This is a genomic window from Mesorhizobium sp., assembly GCF_024509055.1.
Lineage (GTDB): Bacteria > Pseudomonadota > Alphaproteobacteria > Rhizobiales > Rhizobiaceae > Mesorhizobium.
On record NZ_JANINM010000403.1, the window covers coordinates 1 to 20,107 of the forward strand.

Annotated in this window: 16 protein-coding genes; 11 read left to right on the plus strand and 5 right to left on the minus strand. The window is 62.3% G+C overall.

Annotated elements, in window-relative coordinates; genetic code table 11:
- Positions 1 to 63 precede the first annotated feature (63 nt).
- From Q0L57_RS21245 to Q0L57_RS21260, 4 genes are all read right to left on the minus strand, one after another.
- The gene (locus Q0L57_RS21245) at positions 64 to 984 is read right to left on the minus strand and encodes an ABC transporter permease (protein WP_296745003.1); all 921 of its coding nucleotides are present in this window, start codon (positions 982 to 984) and stop codon (positions 64 to 66) included.
- A gap of 5 nt (positions 985 to 989) precedes the next feature.
- Positions 990 to 2,051, minus strand: a complete 1,062-nt coding sequence (locus Q0L57_RS21250; protein ID WP_296745004.1) for an ABC transporter permease — start codon at positions 2,049 to 2,051, stop codon at positions 990 to 992.
- On the minus strand, positions 2,035 to 3,555 hold the full coding sequence (locus tag Q0L57_RS21255) for an ABC transporter ATP-binding protein (protein ID WP_296745005.1): 1,521 nt from the start codon (positions 3,553 to 3,555) through the stop codon (positions 2,035 to 2,037). Before Q0L57_RS21255 ends, Q0L57_RS21250 begins: the two co-directional genes overlap by 17 nt.
- Before the next feature lie 93 nt (positions 3,556 to 3,648).
- A complete protein-coding gene (locus tag Q0L57_RS21260) occupies positions 3,649 to 4,740 on the minus strand; it encodes a BMP family ABC transporter substrate-binding protein (RefSeq protein WP_296745006.1) in 1,092 nt (363 codons plus the stop codon).
- Between the two features lie 253 nt (positions 4,741 to 4,993).
- Between Q0L57_RS21260 and Q0L57_RS21265 the strand changes: the two genes are divergently transcribed.
- On the plus strand, positions 4,994 to 5,830 hold the full coding sequence (locus Q0L57_RS21265) for an AraC family transcriptional regulator (RefSeq protein ID WP_296745007.1): 837 nt from the start codon (positions 4,994 to 4,996) through the stop codon (positions 5,828 to 5,830).
- 110 nt (positions 5,831 to 5,940) lie between these two features.
- Here the strand turns inward: Q0L57_RS21265 and guaD are convergent, their stop codons facing one another.
- Positions 5,941 to 7,320: a guanine deaminase gene (guaD, locus tag Q0L57_RS21270; RefSeq protein WP_296745008.1), complete on the minus strand. Its 1,380-nt coding sequence runs from the start codon at positions 7,318 to 7,320 to the stop codon at positions 5,941 to 5,943.
- 325 nt (positions 7,321 to 7,645) lie between these two features.
- Between guaD and Q0L57_RS21275 the strand changes: the two genes are divergently transcribed.
- The 10 genes from Q0L57_RS21275 to Q0L57_RS21320 all read left to right on the plus strand — a co-directional run bounded on the left by Q0L57_RS21275 (position 7,646) and on the right by Q0L57_RS21320 (position 19,838).
- Positions 7,646 to 8,509 carry an aromatic ring-hydroxylating dioxygenase subunit alpha gene (locus Q0L57_RS21275; protein ID WP_296745016.1) on the plus strand — a complete coding sequence of 288 codons (864 nt, stop codon included), beginning with the start codon at positions 7,646 to 7,648 and terminating at the stop codon, positions 8,507 to 8,509.
- Between the two features lie 431 nt (positions 8,510 to 8,940).
- On the plus strand, positions 8,941 to 9,660 hold the full coding sequence (locus tag Q0L57_RS21280) for a helix-turn-helix domain-containing protein (protein ID WP_296745017.1): 720 nt from the start codon (positions 8,941 to 8,943) through the stop codon (positions 9,658 to 9,660).
- Positions 9,661 to 10,147: 487 nt separating this feature from the next.
- A complete protein-coding gene (locus Q0L57_RS21285; protein ID WP_296745009.1) occupies positions 10,148 to 11,047 on the plus strand; it encodes a glutamine amidotransferase family protein in 900 nt (299 codons plus the stop codon).
- A 5-nt stretch (positions 11,048 to 11,052) separates the two neighbouring features.
- Entirely contained in the window at positions 11,053 to 11,790 is a 738-nt protein-coding gene (locus tag Q0L57_RS21290) for a GXGXG domain-containing protein (protein ID WP_296745010.1), read from the plus strand.
- A gap of 8 nt (positions 11,791 to 11,798) precedes the next feature.
- On the plus strand, positions 11,799 to 13,127 hold the full coding sequence (locus Q0L57_RS21295; RefSeq protein ID WP_296745011.1) for an FMN-binding glutamate synthase family protein: 1,329 nt from the start codon (positions 11,799 to 11,801) through the stop codon (positions 13,125 to 13,127).
- Positions 13,128 to 13,153: 26 nt separating this feature from the next.
- Positions 13,154 to 14,497 (plus strand): type III glutamate--ammonia ligase, encoded by a 1,344-nt coding sequence (gene glnT, locus Q0L57_RS21300; protein WP_296745012.1) that lies wholly within the window; start codon positions 13,154 to 13,156, stop codon positions 14,495 to 14,497.
- 84 nt (positions 14,498 to 14,581) lie between these two features.
- Positions 14,582 to 15,835, plus strand: coding sequence for a sarcosine oxidase subunit beta family protein (locus tag Q0L57_RS21305; protein WP_296745013.1), 1,254 nt, complete (start codon positions 14,582 to 14,584; stop codon positions 15,833 to 15,835).
- A gap of 16 nt (positions 15,836 to 15,851) precedes the next feature.
- Positions 15,852 to 16,160 (plus strand): sarcosine oxidase subunit delta, encoded by a 309-nt coding sequence (locus Q0L57_RS21310; RefSeq protein ID WP_296745014.1) that lies wholly within the window; start codon positions 15,852 to 15,854, stop codon positions 16,158 to 16,160.
- 47 nt (positions 16,161 to 16,207) lie between these two features.
- Positions 16,208 to 19,216: a sarcosine oxidase subunit alpha family protein gene (locus tag Q0L57_RS21315; protein ID WP_296745018.1), complete on the plus strand. Its 3,009-nt coding sequence runs from the start codon at positions 16,208 to 16,210 to the stop codon at positions 19,214 to 19,216.
- Positions 19,209 to 19,838, plus strand: coding sequence for a sarcosine oxidase subunit gamma (locus tag Q0L57_RS21320; protein WP_296745015.1), 630 nt, complete (start codon positions 19,209 to 19,211; stop codon positions 19,836 to 19,838). Before Q0L57_RS21315 ends, Q0L57_RS21320 begins: the two co-directional genes overlap by 8 nt.
- Positions 19,839 to 20,107 lie beyond the last annotated feature (269 nt).

Genomic DNA, 20,107 nt, shown 5'->3' on the forward strand with positions numbered 1-20,107 from the left:
GCTCACGGCGGCTTCGTTCGTCGTCACGTGAACCTCTGGTAGGTCGAAGGTTGTCGTCGCTGCCTAGCTGGCCGGCCTGAAAGGGCGCGCAAGGGAGGCGGGGAAGTGCAGGGCCAACATCTGCCGGTTCCGCGAAATGATGACGAGCACCACGATCGTCGCGAAATAGGGTAGGGCAGACAGCAGTTCGGACGGCACCGCGAGACCGAGTGCCTGTCCCTGAAGCTGCAGAATGGTCATGCCGCCGAACAGCCAGGCGCCGATGAGCACGCGCAGCGGTCGCCATGTGGCGAACACGACCAGCGCCAGTGAAATCCAGCCTTTGCCAGCGGTCATGTTCTCTACCCATAACGGCGTATAGGCGACCGAAAGATATGCGCCCGCCAAGCCCGCCATCAGGCCGCCGAACACGACGGCCATGTAGCGGATCTTGACCACCCGATAGCCGATCGCATGCGCCGTTTCGGGTGACTCGCCGACGGTGCGCAGCACCAGGCCGCCCTTGGCGCGGTAGAGGAACCAGCTGATGGCCAGGAACATCGCCAGCGCCAGGTAGACCAGCGGGTCGAAGCGGAAGAACAGCGGTCCGACCAGCGGCAGATCGGACAGGAACGGAACATGGATTGGCTTCAGCGCTTCGATGGGGGCGCTGCCGAAATTGCGGCCAAGGAAGGCTGAGACGCCCGAACCGAAGATGGCGAGCGCCAATCCCGCGGCATACTGATTGGTGAGGAAGGTCAGCGCAAGCACGCCGAACAGCAGCGAGGCGCCCGCGCCAGCCAGCGCACCCGAAAGGATTGCGAGCGGCATCGGCAGACCGGCAACCACCGCCCAGAAGGCGAAGGCAGCGCCCACCAGCATCATGCCTTCGATGCCGAGGTTGAGCACACCGGATTTCTCCACCACCAGTTCGCCGAGCGCCGCGAAGATCAGCGGCGTGGCGGCGACGATCGTGCCGGTGAATATGGCGACGAACAGGTCCATCAGGCTTACTCCGGCACGCGACGTATGCGGTAGAAGATGAAGAAGTCGGCGGCCAGCAGGAAGAACAGCAACATGCCCTGGAAGACCCGCGTCAGGGCGGAAGGCAGCCCAAGCGAGAGCTGAACCGCCTCGCCGCCCAGGAACAGCAACGACATCAACAGTCCGCCCAGCACGATGCCGAAGGCGTTCAGCCTGCCGATGAAGGCAACGATGATGGCAGCGAACCCGTAGCCTGGTGAAATCTGTGGCGACAGCTGCCCGAGCGGGCCGGCGACTTCAGCCATGCCCGCTATGCCCGCGGCGGCTCCTCCAGCAAGCAGCCCCGTCCAGACCGCGGAGGATTCACGGAACCCGGCATAGCGCGCGGCCAGCGGGGCTGCACCGCTTACCGACATCTTGTAGCCCAGGAAGCTGCGATCGGCGAACAGCCAACTGAGGACCACCGCCATCACCGTGATCCAGATCGACGAATTCAGCCGATAGGCCTCGTCGAAGGGCCGGAACATCGCCGCTGGCGGCAACAGGGCGGTCTGCGGATAATTGAAGCCTGCCGGATCTCGCCAGGGTCCGTGCACCAACCACGACAAAATCAGCGTGGCGATATAGGTCAGCATAAGCGTGACGAGGATCTCGTTGGTGTTCATCCGTGCGCGCAGGAAAGCGGGAATCGCGGCCCAAGCCATACCGGCGCAGCAGGCTGCCACCAACATCAGCGGCAAGAGCAGCGGGCTCTCCTGATCGGGATAAAGATAGCCGAAGCCCCAGGCCGCGACGGCGCCGATGATGAGCTGGCCCTCCGCGCCGATGTTCCAGACATTGGCGCGGAATCCGACTGCGAGACCGCAGCCGATCAGGATAAGAGGGGAGGCCTTGAGCAGCCATTCGGACAGGCCATTGATGGAGCCCAGCGGCTCGACGAAGAAGGCTTTCATGGTCACGACCGGATTGTAACCAAGCCCGGCAAACAGCACGGAGCCGACCAGCAGGGTAAGGATGGTCGCGGCCACGGGAGCGGCGACGCGCATGGCGGCGGAAGGCTCCGGTCGTTGTTCAATCTTGAAGCGCAATTTGGCTTCTCCGGCCATTTTCGTCGTTGGGAGCGATGCTGGTCATCAGCAGTCCGACTTCCTCTGGAGTGGTCTGGCTGCGTGGCAACGACTGCGAGACGCGCCCTTGGCAGATGACCAGCAAACGGTCGCTGATCTCGAACAGCTCATCGAGTTCCTCCGAGATCACCAGGACAGCCGCCCCGGCCCGGCTGAGATCGACCAGCGCCTGGCGGATGAAGGCAGCCGCTCCGACGTCGACACCCCATGTCGGCTGCGCCACCACGAACAGCCTGGGCTGCAGGGCGATCTCGCGGCCGACGATGAATTTCTGCAGATTGCCGCCCGAAAGGCTTTGGGCGCTGGCCCGCGGACCGTTTGCCTTGACCTTGAATTTCTCGATGACCGAACCGGCGAAGTCTCGTGCGCGCTTGCGGTCGACCAGACCGTTGCGGACCAGCCCGGCACGATGGCCGGTCAACACCGCGTTCTCCCACAACGCATGTGGCGGCACCGCTCCGCGACCAAGTCTTTCCTCGGGCACGAAGGCCATGCCCAGCCGTCGCCGCGCGCTGGCATCGAGACGGCCGACCGGCCTGCCGTTAATTTCGACGACATCGGCCTCGCAATGCTGTTGCTCGCCGCTCAGCAGGGCGACCAGCCCTGCCTGGCCGTTGCCGGAAACACCGGCAAGACCAACGATTTCGCCGCCATGGACCTCGAAAGACACGTTCTTCAGTTCGGGTGATGAAAGCCCCCGCACGCGCAGGACCGGAGCCGGGCTGCGCAGGCAATGGCCGACGCGCATTTCAGGAAGCTCGGAGCCGACCATCAGGCGCGCGAGTTCAAGCGCGGTCGACTGCTTCGGCAGCGATGTGCCGGTGACGCGGCCGTTGCGCAGAACCGTGGCGGTGTCGCAGAGCTCCTGCACCTCGTCGAGCTTGTGGCTGATATAGAGGATCGAGCAACCTTCGGCGGCAAGCTGGCGCAAGGTGTTGAACAGCTTGACCACCGCCTGCGGTGTCAGCACCGAAGTCGGCTCGTCGAGGATGAGAAGCTTCGGTGCCTGCAGCAGGCAGCGCACGATCTCGACGCGCTGCCGCTCGCCGACCGAAAGGTCATGCACCCGCCGCCACGGATCGATCGGCATGCCATAGTGCTGGGACAGCTCGGTGACCTGCCTGGCCAGCGTTTCCAAATGAAAGCCGCCCGTGGTCGAAAGCACGATGTTCTCGACCACGCTAACGGATTCGAACAACGCGAAATGCTGGTAGACCATCTCGATGCCGAGCGCGCGCGAGCTGGCCGGATCGGGTGACGCAATTGGTTTGCCATCGAAAAGGATCTCGCCAGAATCCGCTTGTGCGGCGCCGTAGATGATCTTCATCAACGTCGATTTTCCGGCACCATTCTCGCCAAGAACAGCGTGGATCTCTCCCGGCATGATCGAGAGCGATACGCCGTCATTGGCAACGACGCCGGGATAGCGTTTGCAGATGTCCCGTAGTTCGAGACGGGGCGTCATCGTTTATCCTGCCATGCTTGGGCGGGTGGGACGGGCAAGACCGGAAGCCGGAACGGTTGACGCCGTTGCGGCTCGGGCCCTGGGCGTGGCCGATCAGGAAAGCTTGCCGATGATCCCCTTGACGAACCAGTTCATGCCACGAATGTCGGCGTCCGAAAGCACCGCTCCCGCGGCCGCCTTGACGTTGCCGTCCTGGTCCTTGAGCTCGCCAGCATAGGGATGGACCTTGCCGGAACCGATATCGGCCTCGAGCTGCTTGAGCTTTGCGATGACGTCGGCGGGGATGGTTTGGTTGTAAGGCGCCATTTTGACCACACCCGCCGCCAGGCCATCCCAGCGCACGTCCGATTTCCAGTCGCCGGCCAGAACGCCTTTCGCGGCGTGGACATAGTCGCTTGACCAGTCCAGCATGAATGCCGTCAGTTGCTTGCCGGAGCTGAACTTGGACATGTCGCTGGCATAGCCGATCGACCAATGCCCGGCTTCGCCAGCCACCTCGCTGCTCGCTCCGGTATCCGTCATCCCGCAGATTACGTCGCAACCCTGCGAAATCAGCACCTTGGCTGCTTCCTTTTCCTTGCCTGGGTCGAACCAGGAATTCAGGAAGATGACGTTGCAGGTGATTTCAGGCTTGACGCTCTGGGCACCGAGCAGCAGCGCGTTGGCCGGGCCGACGATGTCGGGCACCGGAAAGCCGCCGATGAAGCCGATCTTGTTGGTCTTGCTCATATGACCGGCCGCGACACCACCGACATAGGCGCCTTCGTGGTACTTGGCTTCGAAAGTTCCAATGTTCGCCGTGTGGACGATGCCCGAGCAATGCTCGAAGGCCACCTTGGGGAAACGCGCGGCCACCTTTTGCATCGGCGCCCCGAGCGAGAAACTGGTGCCGAAGATCAGGCTGTTGCCGGACGTGGCGAGCTCGCGGAAAACACGCTCGGCGTCTTGTGGAACAAAGATGTTATCGAGGACCGTTACCGAGATGGCATCGCCCAAGGCCGCCTTCATGGCGTCCACGCCGAGCGCATGCTGCTTGCTCCAGCCGATCTCGGTGGCAGGAGACGCATTGACCACGCCTACCTTGATGGGCGCCTGCGCCCACGCTCGGCCTGTCATAGCCGAGGCTCCCACCAGCAATCCTGCCGAGCCGCCGAATTTCAGGGCGTCGCGTCTTGTCAATCTCATGGCATCGTTCCCCTTGCGCTTTGGTCGCTTCTTTTGTTGTGCGGCAATCACCCGGTCACATCGGGTGTCTCGGTCGATTGAAACCAACCAGAGATATTGACTATGGGCAAAGGGGCGGCGCGCGGGAATGCCGTGCGCAATCCAAAACATATCTGGAAATAAATAGCCGCTTGAATCGGCGAGCGCCGGCCGCTTAACTCCAATCGAACCGGAGAAGGATCGGGCAGCGCCTTTCTCAAGGTTGGACGAGCCGATGACGACAATGACCAACTCAGCCTACGGGTTCGCTTTTGGCGAAGCGTTCTATCCCAATGGTGGCGTGTTCGGTCCGCTGTTGAACAAACATGTCAGCCTGGTGCTGATGACGGAAGGCGCGGCCACAATCACATGCGACAATGAATCTGTTCGTCTCGAGAAGGGGCAGTGCGCGGTCTTTCGCAACGACAGATATTACCTGGCCGAGTACGAGCGCGGTCAGTCGGACAGGGTCACCTGGTGCGAAACCATGCCGGCAACCTTGCCGGAGTCTGTCGTACAAAAGCTGCGCGGCAAACCGATCCGACTGCAAACGTCACAGCAGGTAGCCACCCTGCAACGTTTCGGCATTCAGCTTGGCAGAGGCATGAACCAGAGTGCAAATATGCTTCGCAACGCCATTGGCTACGCCTTGTTCATGGAATTCTTCCATGAAGCTCATATCCTTGAAGAAAGTCTCAATATTCCAAAGCCGGTCGTCTTGGTGCGATCGACGATTGAACACAGTTACGCAAAGACCTTCACCGTCAGCGAGCTTGCAGACACGGTCGGCATCACGTCACAGCACCTGAACACACTTTTCCGGCGGCACGTGGGCGAGACTCCTATCCGTTATCTTTGGCGCAAACGGGCAGAACGCGGGCATTTCCTGCTGCTTCACAGCGGCCTTTCGGTCTCCGAGATCGCCTATCAATGCGGCTACAAGACACCATTTCATTTTTCGCGCCATATCAAGCAGCTGTTTGGCCTCTCTCCGAAAGCGGTGCGTCACCAGCGCGGCTTCCGCACCCCGGCGAATGAGGCGGAGAACACCGCAAACGCCATTTTCTCCTGAGCAGCGGCGCTAGAGCGAGATGACTTTTCTTCGAAACGTCATCCCGCTCTATCCTATTGCTACAGCATGATCTTTTCCGAAAACCGGATCCCACTTTTCGGGATCATGCTTTAGAACATCGAAGCAGTGCGGGGTGCGGTTCCACAGACTTGGGACCCGTTGACCCAAACCGCCGAGATGTTGGCGCGGGTCGCATTCAGAGCGATCTTTTCGAAGCAATCGGCATCGCTGTCGAACCCAGGGAAAATGCGCAAGTTGGAAGACGGCGCGGCAAGATCGAGTGAAACCGCATCGAATTTCTGCCCGGGTGCAAACTTGCCAGCGTTGATTCCAAGTGCTTCCGCCCCGCCCCTGGTCGCAACCCAAAAGGCTTCGGCCGCGCTAATGGTAGAGCCCGGGATACCTCTGCGATCCATTGGGAGGGTTGGATCGACGCCGCCGTTTCGCATCCTGCCAGCGATAAGTGCGTGCCGACAGGCGTCCAGAACCGATGCGCTGTATCCGCCCGAAATGTCGGTACCCAACCCCACGCGGACGCCGCGATCGAGCGCCGTCCGCAGCGGGAAGACGGCGTTAGCGAAGTAGACATTGGACAGCGGGCAATGCGCTACAGCCGAGCTGTTCTTGCGGATGAGATCGAGGTCCTCGTCACAGACGAAATTCGCGTGCGCTAGGATCGTGCCTTCTCGAAGCAAGCCATAGTCCGCAAGCACTTGCGTATCGGTCTTTCCAAACCGCGACTGGACAAACGCAGTCTCCCAGTCGCTTTCGCTGCAATGCGTCTGGACCCGGCAATCATATTGGCTTGCGAGGCGGCCGAGCCCTTCAAGCAGGTCGTTCGAGCAGCTCGGGATAAATCGCGGAGTAATGATTGGCTGGACAAGCGGATCGGGCTCCGGTGCCAGGGCGCGGAGCCGTTCAATGAAAGCGCGTGTCTCGGAGATGCCTGCTTCGCAGGAGGCGTCGCGGTAGAAGTCGGGACACTGGTCTTTGTCGTCCATCGCGACCTTGCCGACAAATGCCCGTTGGCCCCGTTCCAGACAGATCCGCGCCAGCAGCAGCGAGGCCTCGACGTGGATCGTGGCGAAGTAGACTGCCGTCGTCGTGCCGTTCGCGAGCAGGGTAGCGACAAGATCGGTGTAGATTTCTTGCGCGAATTCGAGGTCCTCGTATCGGGATTCCAATGGAAACGTGTATTTCTGCAGCCATGCCTCCAGGGGAGCATCAAGGGCCTTCCCGAGCTGGGGCCACTGGGGAGCATGGATGTGGAGGTCTACCAGACCTGGGATCAAGACCTCTGTCGGCCCCAGTCCATTGAAGCGGCCTGACTGACGGGCACGCTCTTGGGCCGCGCCAGCCCCAGGCTCGTTCGGGTCAAGGACCTGCTGGATGGTCCCGTTGTTGTCGACAACAATCGTGACGTCCCTCAGCATCTCGACAACACCCCTTTCGGGAGTGTGGAACGCTGTTCCGCAGAATACTTTTTCCATGTCGCCCATCGCAGTTTGATTGGGTGCTATGGCGATTCCTGCAAGAATCGCCAGTCACAGCGCGCCCTTCGCAAGGGTATCGGTAGCCAAGGCGCGACGAAATGCTTGTAACAATCCTATTGATGTCCAAGATGAAGGTCCGACACGGCGCCATAGTCTCGGCCTTGTGTGCTCACCGCATTCCGCGATCAATTGAATCTTGGATATGAACCGCGATGTTTCCGTCATTCTTGACGGGAGCCGTCGGAGCTATTGTCGACATCCGAAACTGGCGGCGGAACGCCAAAACAGACACCAGACTTCACCGGTCGCTCAGGGATTTGGCATGTTCAATTGCGTTGATCAGGCTCTTCTCGATTTGTGGCATCCCTTGTGCGCGACCGATGCCTTGCCATTGGGGGCAAGCATGGAGACCAGGCTGTTGGGGCAGCGACTTGGCATCTTGCGCGCTGCTGGTGGCGATTTCCGCGTTTTTCGCGCCGAAGACAAATCTGCGACGACTTTGCCCGTCCAAAGCGCTTACGGCTTTGTTTGGACCTCGCCGGGTAGGCCGAAGCCGATATTTCCCATCCCCGAATACCATGAGCCCGACCGCCGCAACGTCGCCGTCGCTTCCGTCGGAGTTAATGTTTCAGCGCCGCGCGCCATCGAGAATTTCCTCGACATGGGCCACTTTCCCTACGTGCATGCCGGTATCCTCGGCGCTGAGCCGCGCACGGAGGTGAAGGAGTACGACGTCGAGATATCGGTGGATCGCGACGAAATTCTTGCCACCCGCTGCCGCTTCTTTCAGCCAATGGCTTCAACTGTCTCCACCAGCGGCGCCGACGTTGACTATATCTATCGTGTTCCGCATCCTTTCTGCTCGGTTCTGTACAAGTCCAGTCCGCTCGATGAACGGCGCATGGACGTGATCTGCCTGTTTTTGCAGGCAATGGACCACGAGCGGATTCGCGCGCACATGCTTCTGAGCATCCTCGACGACGAGCATGACGACACATTCATTCGCCGTTTCCAGCTTCTCATCTTCGGTCAGGACAAGCCGATACTGGAAAACCAGGTGCCGAAGCGCTTGCCGCTCGATCCGCGCGCCGAGACCCCGATCCGGGCCGACAAGTCTGCCATCGCCTATCGACGCTGGCTCAGCCAGAAGGGCGTGACCTACGGGGTCATTCCGTCCTCGGCCTGACGGACGGTGCACCAGCTTGCCGTTTACACTCTGGCAGGCATCAATTGCCCTGGCGAAATGATCGTACCTGTCAAAGGCAGTGTGCTTCACTGGCGGGACCGGTTCACGCGCGGACAAGAAGCCGCGGCAATCGATGCGTCGATACAAGTCGACGAATGCTTGCCAGCCTTTGGTAATCTAGAAGCTCATCTGTGCAGCAACTTCCAATTATGTGCGGTTGTCTTGCGGCAATTTGTTGCACGACGAGCCATCTGGTCGCAATGTCTGCGGCCTGAAATACTGCGGATGCCATAGCCCGCTTACGGCACTCACTTGCCGGGCCGTGCCAGGTGCTTGAAATCCAATCGGTTGCTTCGATGCCCGCCGGTTGTGCCTTGCGCTTAAAATGTTTACTGTTAGTGAATAAGATGGAATCAGCGGGTGGCATTGATATGGCGAAGACTCAAGCAGCAAAGAAGGTCGGCAAGTCGCCGGCTCGCGCAAAAGGACCGGGTGCGGCGACAGTTAGCACACTGCCTCGCAGCGCCCCCCTTGTTCAGGATCCCCACGCCGTTCGCGACACGCGTGAGAACGTGCTTGAGGTCGCCATTGGCCACGAGGTTCGCGCCCTTCGCAAGAAACTCGGCATTACCGTCGCCGATCTTGCCGCGACCACAGGTCTTTCACTCGGCATGCTGTCCAAGATCGAGAATGGCATCACCTCGCCGTCGTTGACCACGCTGAAGTCGTTGTCGCACGCGCTCGGGGTACCGCTCACCGCGTTCTTCCGCAGCTTCGAGGAAGAACGCAAGGCCGTCTTCGTCAAGGCCGGATCGGGCGTGGATGTGGAACGGCGTGGCACGCGGGCCGGGCATCAGTATACATTGTTGGGCCATATCGGTTCGGATACCAGCGTCGTCGTCGAGCCCTACCTCATTACGCTGACGGAAGACTCGGATGTCTTCCCGACCTTCCAGCATGACGGCATGGAGTTCCTCTACATGCTGGAAGGCGAGGTGGTTTACCGCCACGGCAGCAACCTCTACCGCATGACCCCGGGCGACAGTTTGTTCTTCGACGCCGATGCGCCGCACGGTCCCGAAGAACTGACGCACTTGCCGATGCGATACCTGTCGATCATCTCCTATCCCCGCGGACGCGGAAAAGGCTAAGGTAGCCCTGCAGGGGCATTTGCAGCGTGCCGCCCATTGCTCGGCCAACTGTGGCTGTGGGCGAATTGAAGCCTTGCGAAGGGCTGATGACGTCATCGCGCATGACCCGAGCCGCAGGTTCGCAAAACAACGACCGCAATCAAAGCGCTCTGACAGCGTTCCTCGCGCGTCCAGGGGGACGCACGGTTGTCGCGCACAGCCATTTATGCGCTCTTGAGGAGCCGCGGGTTCTATGCCTTTGCGCGTCCGGACAATCGCTGCCGAGGCCTGGGCTTCAAGGACTTTCTCGACATTTGACATGATGGCTCCCGGGGCCGGCAAGCCGAGCGTGTCGACCAAGCCTGCCGCTATCGAAAAGGATAGCCCGGACCGCCCGGCATTTGAGCCGGCGTGTTTTTCTACAGGAAAAAAAAATTCATGACAGTTGAATTGCAATTGGGAACCTGCTAGGCATTACGATAGGTAACAACCAATCGAGGTGACCGGGATGTGTGGGATCGTTGGACTCTTTCTGAAAGACAAATCACTTGAGCCACGACTGGGTGCCCTTCTGTCGGAAATGCTGGTCTCATTGACCGACCGCGGTCCCGATAGCGCCGGCATAGCCATTTATGACAGCGCGGCAGCGAAGGGACGCGCCAAGATCACCATTCAGTCTCCGGCCCCTGCCACGGATTTCCCCGGCCTCGAAGCGGAGCTCGGCAAGAAGATCGGAGCCAAGGTTTCATCGACGGTGAAGTCGACGCATGCCGTTTTCGACGTGCCGGTCGACAAACTTGAGGAGGCCCGCGCCGCGATCTCCGAACTGCGCCCCAACGCGCGCCTCATGGGCGCCGGCGAGGCGATCGAGATCTACAAGGAAGTCGGTCTGCCGGCCGACGTGGTCAAGCGGTTCGACCTGACCAACATGTCCGGCAGCCACGGCATCGGCCACACCCGCATGGCGACCGAGTCCGCTGTGACCACGCTGGGCGCGCATCCTTTCTCGACCGGCCCGGACCAGTGCCTCGTGCACAACGGCTCGCTCTCGAACCATAACAATCTTCGTCGTGAACTGATCCGCGACGGCATGCGCTTCGAGACCGAGAACGACACCGAAGTCGCCGCCGCCTATCTCTCGTCCAAGATCGCTCACGGTCAGAATCTCGGCGAGGCGCTGCAGAGCAGCCTCGACGACCTCGACGGCTTCTTTACCTTTGTGGTCGGCACCAAGAACGGCTTCGGGGTGGTCCGCGACCCGATCGCCTGCAAGCCCGCCGTGATGGCTGAGACTGACCAGTACGTCGCCTTCGGTTCGGAATACCGCGCCCTGGCCAACCTGCCTGGCATCGAGGAAGCAAGGGTCTGGGAGCCGGAGCCGTCCACTGTCTATTTCTGGGAGCATTGAGGATCATGAATATTTCGAATGTTGCCACGGCGCCGTCGCGTGAAGTGGACTTCGCGCAGCGCGTCTTCGACCTCGGCAAAAATTCGCTACGCGAGCTGAACCAGGCTCTGCACAATCTCGCTCCGGGCTCGAACGAGACCGCCTGGGAAGTGCTCAACCCGAAAGGCAGTCATTCAGTCGCCGTCGGCGTCGACCAGCCGGTCACCATCGATGTCCGGGGCAACGTCGGCTACTACTGCGGCGGCATGAACGCCGGCGGCGCCATCACCGTGCACGGCTCCGTCGGCCCTGGCGTCGGCGAGAACATGATGTCGGGCTCGATCGTGGTCAAAGGCGACGCCAGCCAGTATGCCGGCGCCACCGGTCGCGGCGGCCTTCTCGTCATCGAGGGCAATGCCTCGTCGCGCTGCGGCATCTCGATGAAGGGCATCAACATCGTTGTCCGCGGCAATATCGGCCATATGTCGGCCTTCATGGCGCAGTCGGGCAACCTGGTGGTGCTGGGCGACGCCGGCGATGCGCTCGGCGACTCGATCTATGAGGCGCGGCTGTTCGTCCGTGGCAACGTCAAGAGCCTCGGCGCGGATTGCATCAAAAAGGAGATGCGTGCCGAGCACATCGCGATCCTGCAGGATCTGCTCGACCGTGCCGGCATCAAGGATGCCAAGCCGGAAGAGTTCACCCGCTACGGCTCGGCCCGTACGCTCTACAACTTCAACATCGACAACGCTGACGCATACTGAGGGCGAACATGAGCTATCACAATCCTCCGACGACGCCGCGCAAGTCAGCGACCTTCGACGATTACGCGATGTCGGAAATCCGGCGCGCGGCGGCAACGGGCATCTACGACATCCGGGGCTCTGGCGCGAAGCGCAAGGTCCCGCATTTCGACGACCTGCTCTTCCTCGGCGCCTCGATCTCGCGCTATCCGCTGGAAGGCTATCGCGAGCGCTGCGACACCAGCGTGGTTCTGGGCTCGCGCCATGCCAAAAAGCCGATCGAACTGAAGATCCCGATCACGGTGGCGGGCATGAGTTTCGGCTCGCTCTCCGGCCCCGCCAAAGAGGCTCTCGGGCGTGGCGCGACCATCGCCGGCACCTCGACGACCACTGGCGACGGCGGCATGACCGAAGAGGAACGCGGCCATTCCAAGACGCTGGTGTATCAATACCTGCCGTCGCGCTACGGAATGAACCCGCGTGACCTTCGCCGCGCCGACGCCATCGAGATCGTCGTTGGCCAGGGTGCCAAGCCAGGCGGCGGCGGCATGCTGCTCGGCCAGAAGATCTCCGACCGCGTCGCGGAGATGCGCACGCTGCCCAAGGGCATCGATCAGCGCTCGGCCTGCCGCCACCCCGACTGGACCGGCCCTGACGATCTCGAGATCAAGATCCTCGAAATTCGCGAGATCACCGACTGGGAAAAGCCGATCTACGTCAAGGTCGGCGGCGCGCGGCCCTACTACGACACCGCGCTTGCGGTGAAGGCCGGGGCCGACGTTGTGGTGCTCGACGGCATGCAAGGCGGCACGGCCGCCACGCAGGAGGTGTTTATCGAACATGTCGGCCAGCCGACGCTTGCCTGCATCAGGCCCGCTGTGAAGGCCCTCCAGGACCTCGGCATGCACCGCAAGGTACAGCTCATAATCTCTGGTGGCATCCGCAATGGCGCCGACGTCGCCAAGGCGTTGGCACTCGGCGCCGACGCCGTATCGATCGGCACCGCGGCGCTGATCGCGCTCGGCGACAACGATCCGCGTTGGGAGGACGAATACCAAAAGCTTGGCACGACCTCCGGCGCTTACGACGACTGGCATGAGGGCAAGGATCCCGCCGGCATCACCACGCAGGATCCCGAACTGATGAAGCGCGTCGATCCGGTCGCAGCCGGGCGTCGGCTGGCGAATTATCTGAAGGTGATGACGCTCGAAGCGCAGACGATCGCGCGTGCCTGCGGCAAAAATCACCTGCACAATCTCGAGCCGGAAGATCTTTGCGCGCTTTCGATCGAAGCGGCTGCCATGGCCGGTGTACCCCTCGCAGGGACGAGCTGGGTGCCGGGGCAGGGCGGCTTCTAAACCACAAGAAATTGGGAGGAGTGCAGATGAATAAGGCCTTTGAAGCCAAAACCGATCAGTCGGAGGGGGCTGATCTCCAAGAATTCGCTAAGGTCCGCAACGTCAAATACTTCATGGTGTCATACACGGACCTGTTCGGCGGCCAGCGGGCGAAGCTGGTCCCGGCGCAGGCCATCGGGGACATGCAGAAGGACGGTGCCGGCTTTGCCGGCTTCGCGACCTGGCTCGACCTGACCCCAGCGCATCCCGACATGCTGGCGGTGCCGGACGCTTCGTCGGTGATACAACTGCCGTGGAAGCCTGAAGTCGCCTGGCTTGCCTCTGACTGCCTGATGGAAGGCAAGGGCGTCGCCCAGGCGCCGCGCAACACCCTGAAGCGGCTCGTTGCCGAAGCCGCCAAGGAAGGTATGCGCGTCAAGACTGGCGTCGAGCCGGAATTCTTCCTTGTGACGCCCGACGGCAAGCACATCAGCGACGAGTACGATACGGCGTCCAAATCCTGCTACGACCAGCAGGCCGTGATGCGCCGCTATGACGTCATCGCCGAAATCTGCGACGCCATGCTCGACCTGGGCTGGCAGCCCTACCAGAACGACCATGAGGATGCGAACGGCCAGTTCGAAATGAACTGGGCCTTCGACGACGTTCTGGCGACGGCCGACAAGCACTCCTTCTTCAAGTTCATGGTCAAGTCGATCGCCGAAAAGCACGGCCTGCGAGCGACCTTCATGCCGAAGCCCTTCCAGGGCCTCACCGGTAGCGGCTGCCACGCCCATATCTCGGTATGGGATCTCGGCGGCAAGACCAATGCATTCGCCGACAAGGACATGGAGTTGGGTCTGTCGGAAAAGGGCAGGCACTTCCTGGGCGGCATCATGAAGCACGCCTCGGCGCTGGCGGCGATCACCAATCCGACGGTGAATTCCTACAAGCGCATCAACGCACCGCGCACCATCTCCGGCGCGACCTGGGCGCCGAACACGGTGACCTGGACCGGCAACAACCGCACCCATATGGTGCGCGTGCCTGGTCCCGGCCGCTTCGAATTGCGCCTGCCTGATGGTGCTGCCAACCCTTACCTGATGCAGGCAGCCATCATCGCTGCAGGCCTCAGCGGCGTCCGCACCGAGGCCGACCCAGGCCAACGCAGCGACATCGACATGTACAAGGACGGACATACCGTCACGCATGGCGCGAAGCTCCCGCTCAATCTGCTTGATGCGCTTCGCGCCTATGACGACGACGCCGAGCTGAAGGCGGCGATGGGCGAGGAGTTTTCCTCTGCCTACATCAAGCTGAAGACCCAGGAGTGGAACTCCTACGCCTCGCACTTCACCCAGTGGGAGCGCGATCATACGCTGGATGTCTGACCGGTAACCAGCTAAGGATCGGCGCCCGATTTCCCGACCGGGCGCTGATCCGCACGACGTGACTTTTTCGCCGGAATACATGCGATGAAATATTCGATCTTTTCGCTCGCCAAGGCCGCGCTGTCCGGCCACAAGGGATGGACGCGGGCGTGGCGTGACCCGGCGCCCAAGAGCCGCTATGACGTGGTCATCATCGGCGGTGGCGGCCACGGACTGGCGACGGCTTATTTTCTCGCCCACGAGTACGGCATCCGCAACGTGGCGGTGCTGGAAAAGGGCTGGATCGGCTCCGGCAATGCCGGCCGCAACACCACCATCATCCGCTCCAACTACGGCCTTCCCGGCAACACCGGCTTCTACGAATTGTCGATGAAGCTGTGGGAGCGCATGGAGCAGGACCTCAACTACAACACGATGGTCAGCCAGCGCGGCGTCCTCAACCTCTATCATTCCGACGCGCAGCGCGACGCTTTCGCCCGCCGTGGCAACACCATGCGCATCAATGGCATCGATGCCGAACTCCTCGACGCGGAGCAGCTCCGCAAGGAATTGCCGTTCCTGAACTACAACAATGCCCGCTTCCCCATCATGGGCGGACTCTTGCAGCGGCGCGGCGGCACCGCTCGCCATGATGCGGTCGTGTGGGGCTATGCCAGGGCCGCCAGTGAAGGCGGCGTCGACATCATCCAGAACTGCGAGGTCACCGGTTTCGTTCGCGACGCCAATGGCAAGGTGACCGGTGTAGAGACCTCGCGCGGCCGGATCGGCGCCGGCAAGGTCGGCATGGCGGTCGCCGGCTCTTCGTCGCGGGTAGCCGCGATGGCTGGCATGAAGCTGCCGATCGAAAGCCACGTGCTGCAGGCCTTTGTCTCCGAAGCCATCAAGCCTCTGATCCCAGGTGTCATCACTTTCGGCGCAGGACATTTTTATGTCAGCCAGTCGGACAAAGGCGGGTTGGTGTTTGGCGGCGATCTAGACGGCTACAATTCCTACGCCCAGCGCGGCAACATGCCGGTCATGGAAGATGTCTGCGAGGGCGGCATGGCCATCATCCCGATGATCGGCCGCGTGCGCATGCTGCGGCAGTGGGGCGGCATCATGGACATGTCAATGGACGGCACGCCGATCATCGACAAGACGCCGGTGGACGGCCTCTACCTCAACGCGGGTTGGTGCTACGGCGGCTTCAAGGCGACGCCGGCATCGGGGCTCGTCTTCGCCCATCTTCTCGCGCGCGACGAACCGCATCCCGAGGCGGCGCTGTTCCGGCTCGACCGGTTCCGCCGCGGCGCGATGATCGATGAAAAGGGCCAGGGCGCCCAGCCGAACCTGCACTGAAAGCGAGACTGGCGGAATGCGTATTGCATGTCCTTTCTGCGGCGAACGCGAGAATGGCGAGTTCACCTACCTCGGCGATGCCTCGCCCAAGCGGCCGAACTTCGCTGCGGATGGCGGGGAGAGTCCCGAGCGTGTCGAGGATGCCTTCTACGACTACGTCTACCTGCGCGACAACGTGGCGGGCGTCATGCACGAATACTGGTATCACGGCGGCGGCTGCCGCTCCTGGCTCGTGGCCCAGCGCAATACCGTCACCCATGAATTTATTTCCGTGACGGCGGCTCCAGGCGCGGGCGCCGCTCAAGCGCCGCGGACGGGAGAATGACCATGTCGGGCTATTCCCAATCCGAACCTCTCGCCAGGACCGCGCCGATGGAGGCCGATCACCGCACGGGCGTCGCGCCCGCCAGCCAGTCCCACCGGCTGCACAGTGAGGGCATGATCGACCGTCGGCAGCCGCTCCAGTTCTCCTTCGACGGCAAGGCAATGACCGGCTTCGCCGGCGACACGCTGGCCTCCGCCCTTGTCGCCAACGGCGTCAAGCTGGTTGCGCGTTCGTTCAAGTATCATCGCCCCCGTGGCATCCTCACCGCCGGCTCGGAAGAGCCGAGCGCGCTTGTCGAGATGCGCACCGGCGCCCGGCGTGAGCCGAACACGAGGGCGACCACGCAGGAGCTTTATGACGGCTTGATCGCGAACAGCCAGAACCGCTGGCCGTCATTGCGCCGCGATTTCATGTCGATCAATCAGCTGTTCGCCCCGATCTTCGTTGCCGGCTTCTACTACAAGACCTTCATGTGGCCGGCGAAGTTCTGGGAGTCGATCTACGAGCCGATGATCCGTCGCGCCGCGGGCCTCGGCAAGAGCGCCGAATTGCCTGATCCGGACCACTACGACAAGGCCTGGGCCCATTGCGACGTGCTCGTGGTCGGGGGCGGTCCCGCTGGCCTGTCGGCGGCGCTTGCCGCGGGCCGCGCCGGCTCGCGTGTCATCCTCGTTGAGGAAGACACGCTGTTCGGCGGTCGCCTGCTCAGCGACGGCGGCGAGATCGATGGCCTGGACGCCAGGGAATGGCTGCGTCGCGCGACCACCGAGCTCGCTGCGCTGCCCAATGTCCGAATGATGACCAGGACGGCGCTGTTCGGCGTCTATGACGGCGGCACCTATGCCGCGCTCGAGCGCGTCAGCGATAACGTCCCGATGCCGGATCGCCATCAGGTCCGGCAGCGGCTTTGGCGCATCGTTGCCAGGCGCTCGGTGGTGGCGGCCGGCGCGATTGAACGGCCGATCGTCTTCCCTGGCAATGATCGGCCTGGCGTCATGATGGCATCCGCCGTGCGCACCTATGTCAATCGCTTCGCGGCCCTGCCCGGCAAGCGTGTCACGTTGTTTGCCAACAATGACGATGGCTGGCGCACGGTGGAGGCCATCCAAAGGACCGGTGCCAATATCGCTGCGGTCGTCGATCCGCGCGGCGAGGCGCCGTCGCAATACAGCAGGCTCGTCGACACTTACGACCTGCGCGTGCTCGCCGGGGTCGTATCCGACGTCAAGGGCGGTGTCGACGGTGTGAGCGGTGTCGCCGTAACCGACAGGAACGGCCGCACGCAGCGTATCGATACGGACTGCCTTGCCGTCTCGGGAGGGTGGAATCCGAATGTAGGTCTGTCGTGCTTCCACCGCGGCAAGCCAGTCTGGCGCGAAGATATCGCGGCTTTTGTGCCGGGCGGGGCCCCCAAGGGGATGGCCATGGCCGGTGCCGCCAATGGTGAGTTCTCGCTCGCCGGCTGCCTTCGTGAAGGGCATAACGCCGGTGCGAAAGCGGCGGCCGAATGCGGTGCCGCGAGCAAGCCCGGGGAGGCAGCGAAGGCTGACGATGAGGCCTACGCGATCTCGCCGCTCTGGCATGTCAAAGGCAAGGGCAAGGCGTTCGTCGACTTCCAGCACGACGTTACGGCGTCCGATGTGACCCTGGCCCAGCGGGAAGGCTTCGAAAGCGTTGAGCACCTGAAGCGCTACACCACGCTTGGCATGGCCACCGACCAGGGCAAGACATCCAACATCAACGGCCTTGCCATCATGGCCGAGGCCACCGGTCGCACCATCCCGGAGACCGGCACGACAATCTACCGGCCACCATACGCGCCCGTCGCCATTGGCGCGTTTGCCGGCCACCATCGCGACGAGAATTTCCATGCCACGCGGCTCACGCCGTCCCACCATTGGGCCGGCAGACAGGGTGCTGTGTTCGTCGACACGGGGCTATGGAAGCGCGCTCAGTGGTATCCGCGCGCAGGGGAGAAAGACTGGCTGGAATCGGTGACCCGCGAAGTCAAGGCCGTGCGCAACGGTGTCGGTTTCTGCGACGTCTCCACGCTCGGCAAGGTCGACGTCCGCGGCGCGGGCGCAGGAACCTTCCTTGACCGCGTCTATATCAATGCCTTCTCCTCGCTGGCGGTCGGCAAGGCGCGATACGGCCTGATGCTGCGCGAGGACGGCATCGTCATGGACGACGGCACGACCTCACGCCTGGCCGAAGACCATTACTTCCTCACCACCACCACGGCCAAGGCCGGTCCGGTCATGCAGCATCTCGAGTTCTGCCGACAGGTGCTGTTCCCGGAACTCGACGTGCAACTGACCAGCGCCACCGATCAGTGGGCGCAGTTCTCAATCGCCGGGCCGAACACGCGCAAACTGCTGCAGGCCCTGGTCGACCCGTCGGAGGATCTAACCAATGAGGGCTTCCCGTTCATGGGCGTCCGCGAGGTCAAGCTGCGCGGGGGCGTAACCGCTCGCCTGTTCCGCATCTCGTTCTCTGGCGAAATGGCCTTCGAGATCTCGGTGCCGGCCCGCTACGGCGCGGCGATGGCCGAGAACCTGATGATCGCCGGCAAGCCTTATGGGGTGACGCCCTACGGTACCGAAGCGCTCGGCGTCATGCGCGTCGAGAAGGGCCATGTCGCCGGCCCCGAGCTCAATGGCACAACCACGGCCGATGACCTCGGCCTCGGCAAGATGATGTCCAAGAAGAAGGATTTCATCGGCCGCGTCATGGCCGGCCGCGAGGCGCTGACGGCCTCGAACCGTCAGGTCGTCGTCGGCATAAAGCCGGTGGACCGGGCCCGCCGCCTGCGCTCTGGCGCCCATGTCATACCCAAGGGCGCGACCCCAGGCCCGCAAACCGACCAGGGCTACGTCACCTCGGTCTGCTTCTCGCCAATGCTCGAACAGTGGATCGGCCTTGGTCTGGTCGAACGCGGACGAGAGCGCGTTGGTGAGATCGTTCGTATCCATGACCCCCTGCGGAGCGAGGATTACGAGGCCGAAATCTGCAGCCCCGTCTTCTACGATCCAGAAGGAGTACGCCAGCGTGGCTGAATTTTCCTGGAACACCCAATCGCCGCTGGAGAGTGCGCTCGTTCCTGGCCACCACGGCGCAACGGCTACGCAAGGCGGCGTTACGCTGGAGGAGCTTCGCGACATCAGCCTGGTTCAGGTCATGGCCCGGCGTGGCAGGACGGCTGAGACCGCAAAGGCGGCCAAAAAGGTATTCGGCATCGAGCCGCCGACCTCTCCCAGTGCCGCGGCGAGTCGGCATGCCACGCTGATCTGGTCAGGCCCGGACCAGTTCATCGCCTTTTCCGCGCGATCGGGAGATGATCAGTTTTCCAGACTGTCGGAGGCCTTTGCCGGCGTTGCGTCGCTCTCCGACCAGTCGGACGGGCGCTGCCTGATCCGGATCGGCGGGCCTAGCGCCCGTCAGGCGCTGGCGAAGTTTTGCTCGTTGGATCTGGATGACGCGGCGTTTCCACTTGGTGCCGCGGCGACAACCTCCATCGACCATACGGCGATGAACATCTGGCGCGAGGTTGATGGCACGGACGGGCTCGCTGTCTTCAACATGCTCGTCTTCACCAGTTTCGCCGACAGCCTTTGGCATACCATCCTGGACTCCTGCCTCGAATATGGGGTTCAGGCATCATTCGCTCGCGCCGCTTAATCCCGCGGAGCCGATTGCACCCCGGCTGAGACAATCCCATTTCGACGTGGCTCTTCGCCGCTGCGCATTGACCCGCGCGGCGGCGTCGCCACTGCAATTGGGCTGACTTAGCCGCCGGCAACCACGCAAAAAGAAAGTCTTGGCACGATGTGCCAAGACTTGAAGGGCGCTCCGTGGTCTTGCGCCTTGGGGAGTACGGATTTCCTAGAACAGGCCTTCGATCTGGCCAGCTTCGTTGAGGAAGATCTTCTCTGACGACGGCGCCTTGG

What these genes read in the sequence shown, in the direction of transcription:
- Q0L57_RS21285 (WP_296745009.1), top strand. Translation starts at nt 10,148, where the DNA reads ATGTGTGGGATCGTTGGACTCTTTCTGAAAGACAAATCACTTGAGCCA.
- Q0L57_RS21275 (WP_296745016.1), top strand. Translation starts at nt 7,646, where the DNA reads ATGTTCAATTGCGTTGATCAGGCTCTTCTCGATTTGTGGCATCCCTTG.
- Q0L57_RS21295 (WP_296745011.1), top strand. Translation starts at nt 11,799, where the DNA reads ATGAGCTATCACAATCCTCCGACGACGCCGCGCAAGTCAGCGACCTTC.
- Q0L57_RS21245 (WP_296745003.1), bottom strand. Translation starts at nt 984, where the DNA reads ATGGACCTGTTCGTCGCCATATTCACCGGCACGATCGTCGCCGCCACG.
- guaD (WP_296745008.1), bottom strand. Translation starts at nt 7,320, where the DNA reads ATGGAAAAAGTATTCTGCGGAACAGCGTTCCACACTCCCGAAAGGGGT.
- Q0L57_RS21310 (WP_296745014.1), top strand. Translation starts at nt 15,852, where the DNA reads ATGCGTATTGCATGTCCTTTCTGCGGCGAACGCGAGAATGGCGAGTTC.
- glnT (WP_296745012.1), top strand. Translation starts at nt 13,154, where the DNA reads ATGAATAAGGCCTTTGAAGCCAAAACCGATCAGTCGGAGGGGGCTGAT.
- Q0L57_RS21315 (WP_296745018.1), top strand. Translation starts at nt 16,208, where the DNA reads ATGGAGGCCGATCACCGCACGGGCGTCGCGCCCGCCAGCCAGTCCCAC.
- Q0L57_RS21260 (WP_296745006.1), bottom strand. Translation starts at nt 4,740, where the DNA reads ATGAGATTGACAAGACGCGACGCCCTGAAATTCGGCGGCTCGGCAGGA.
- Q0L57_RS21305 (WP_296745013.1), top strand. Translation starts at nt 14,582, where the DNA reads ATGAAATATTCGATCTTTTCGCTCGCCAAGGCCGCGCTGTCCGGCCAC.
- Q0L57_RS21290 (WP_296745010.1), top strand. Translation starts at nt 11,053, where the DNA reads ATGAATATTTCGAATGTTGCCACGGCGCCGTCGCGTGAAGTGGACTTC.
- Q0L57_RS21255 (WP_296745005.1), bottom strand. Translation starts at nt 3,555, where the DNA reads ATGACGCCCCGTCTCGAACTACGGGACATCTGCAAACGCTATCCCGGC.
- Q0L57_RS21280 (WP_296745017.1), top strand. Translation starts at nt 8,941, where the DNA reads ATGGCGAAGACTCAAGCAGCAAAGAAGGTCGGCAAGTCGCCGGCTCGC.
- Q0L57_RS21265 (WP_296745007.1), top strand. Translation starts at nt 4,994, where the DNA reads ATGACGACAATGACCAACTCAGCCTACGGGTTCGCTTTTGGCGAAGCG.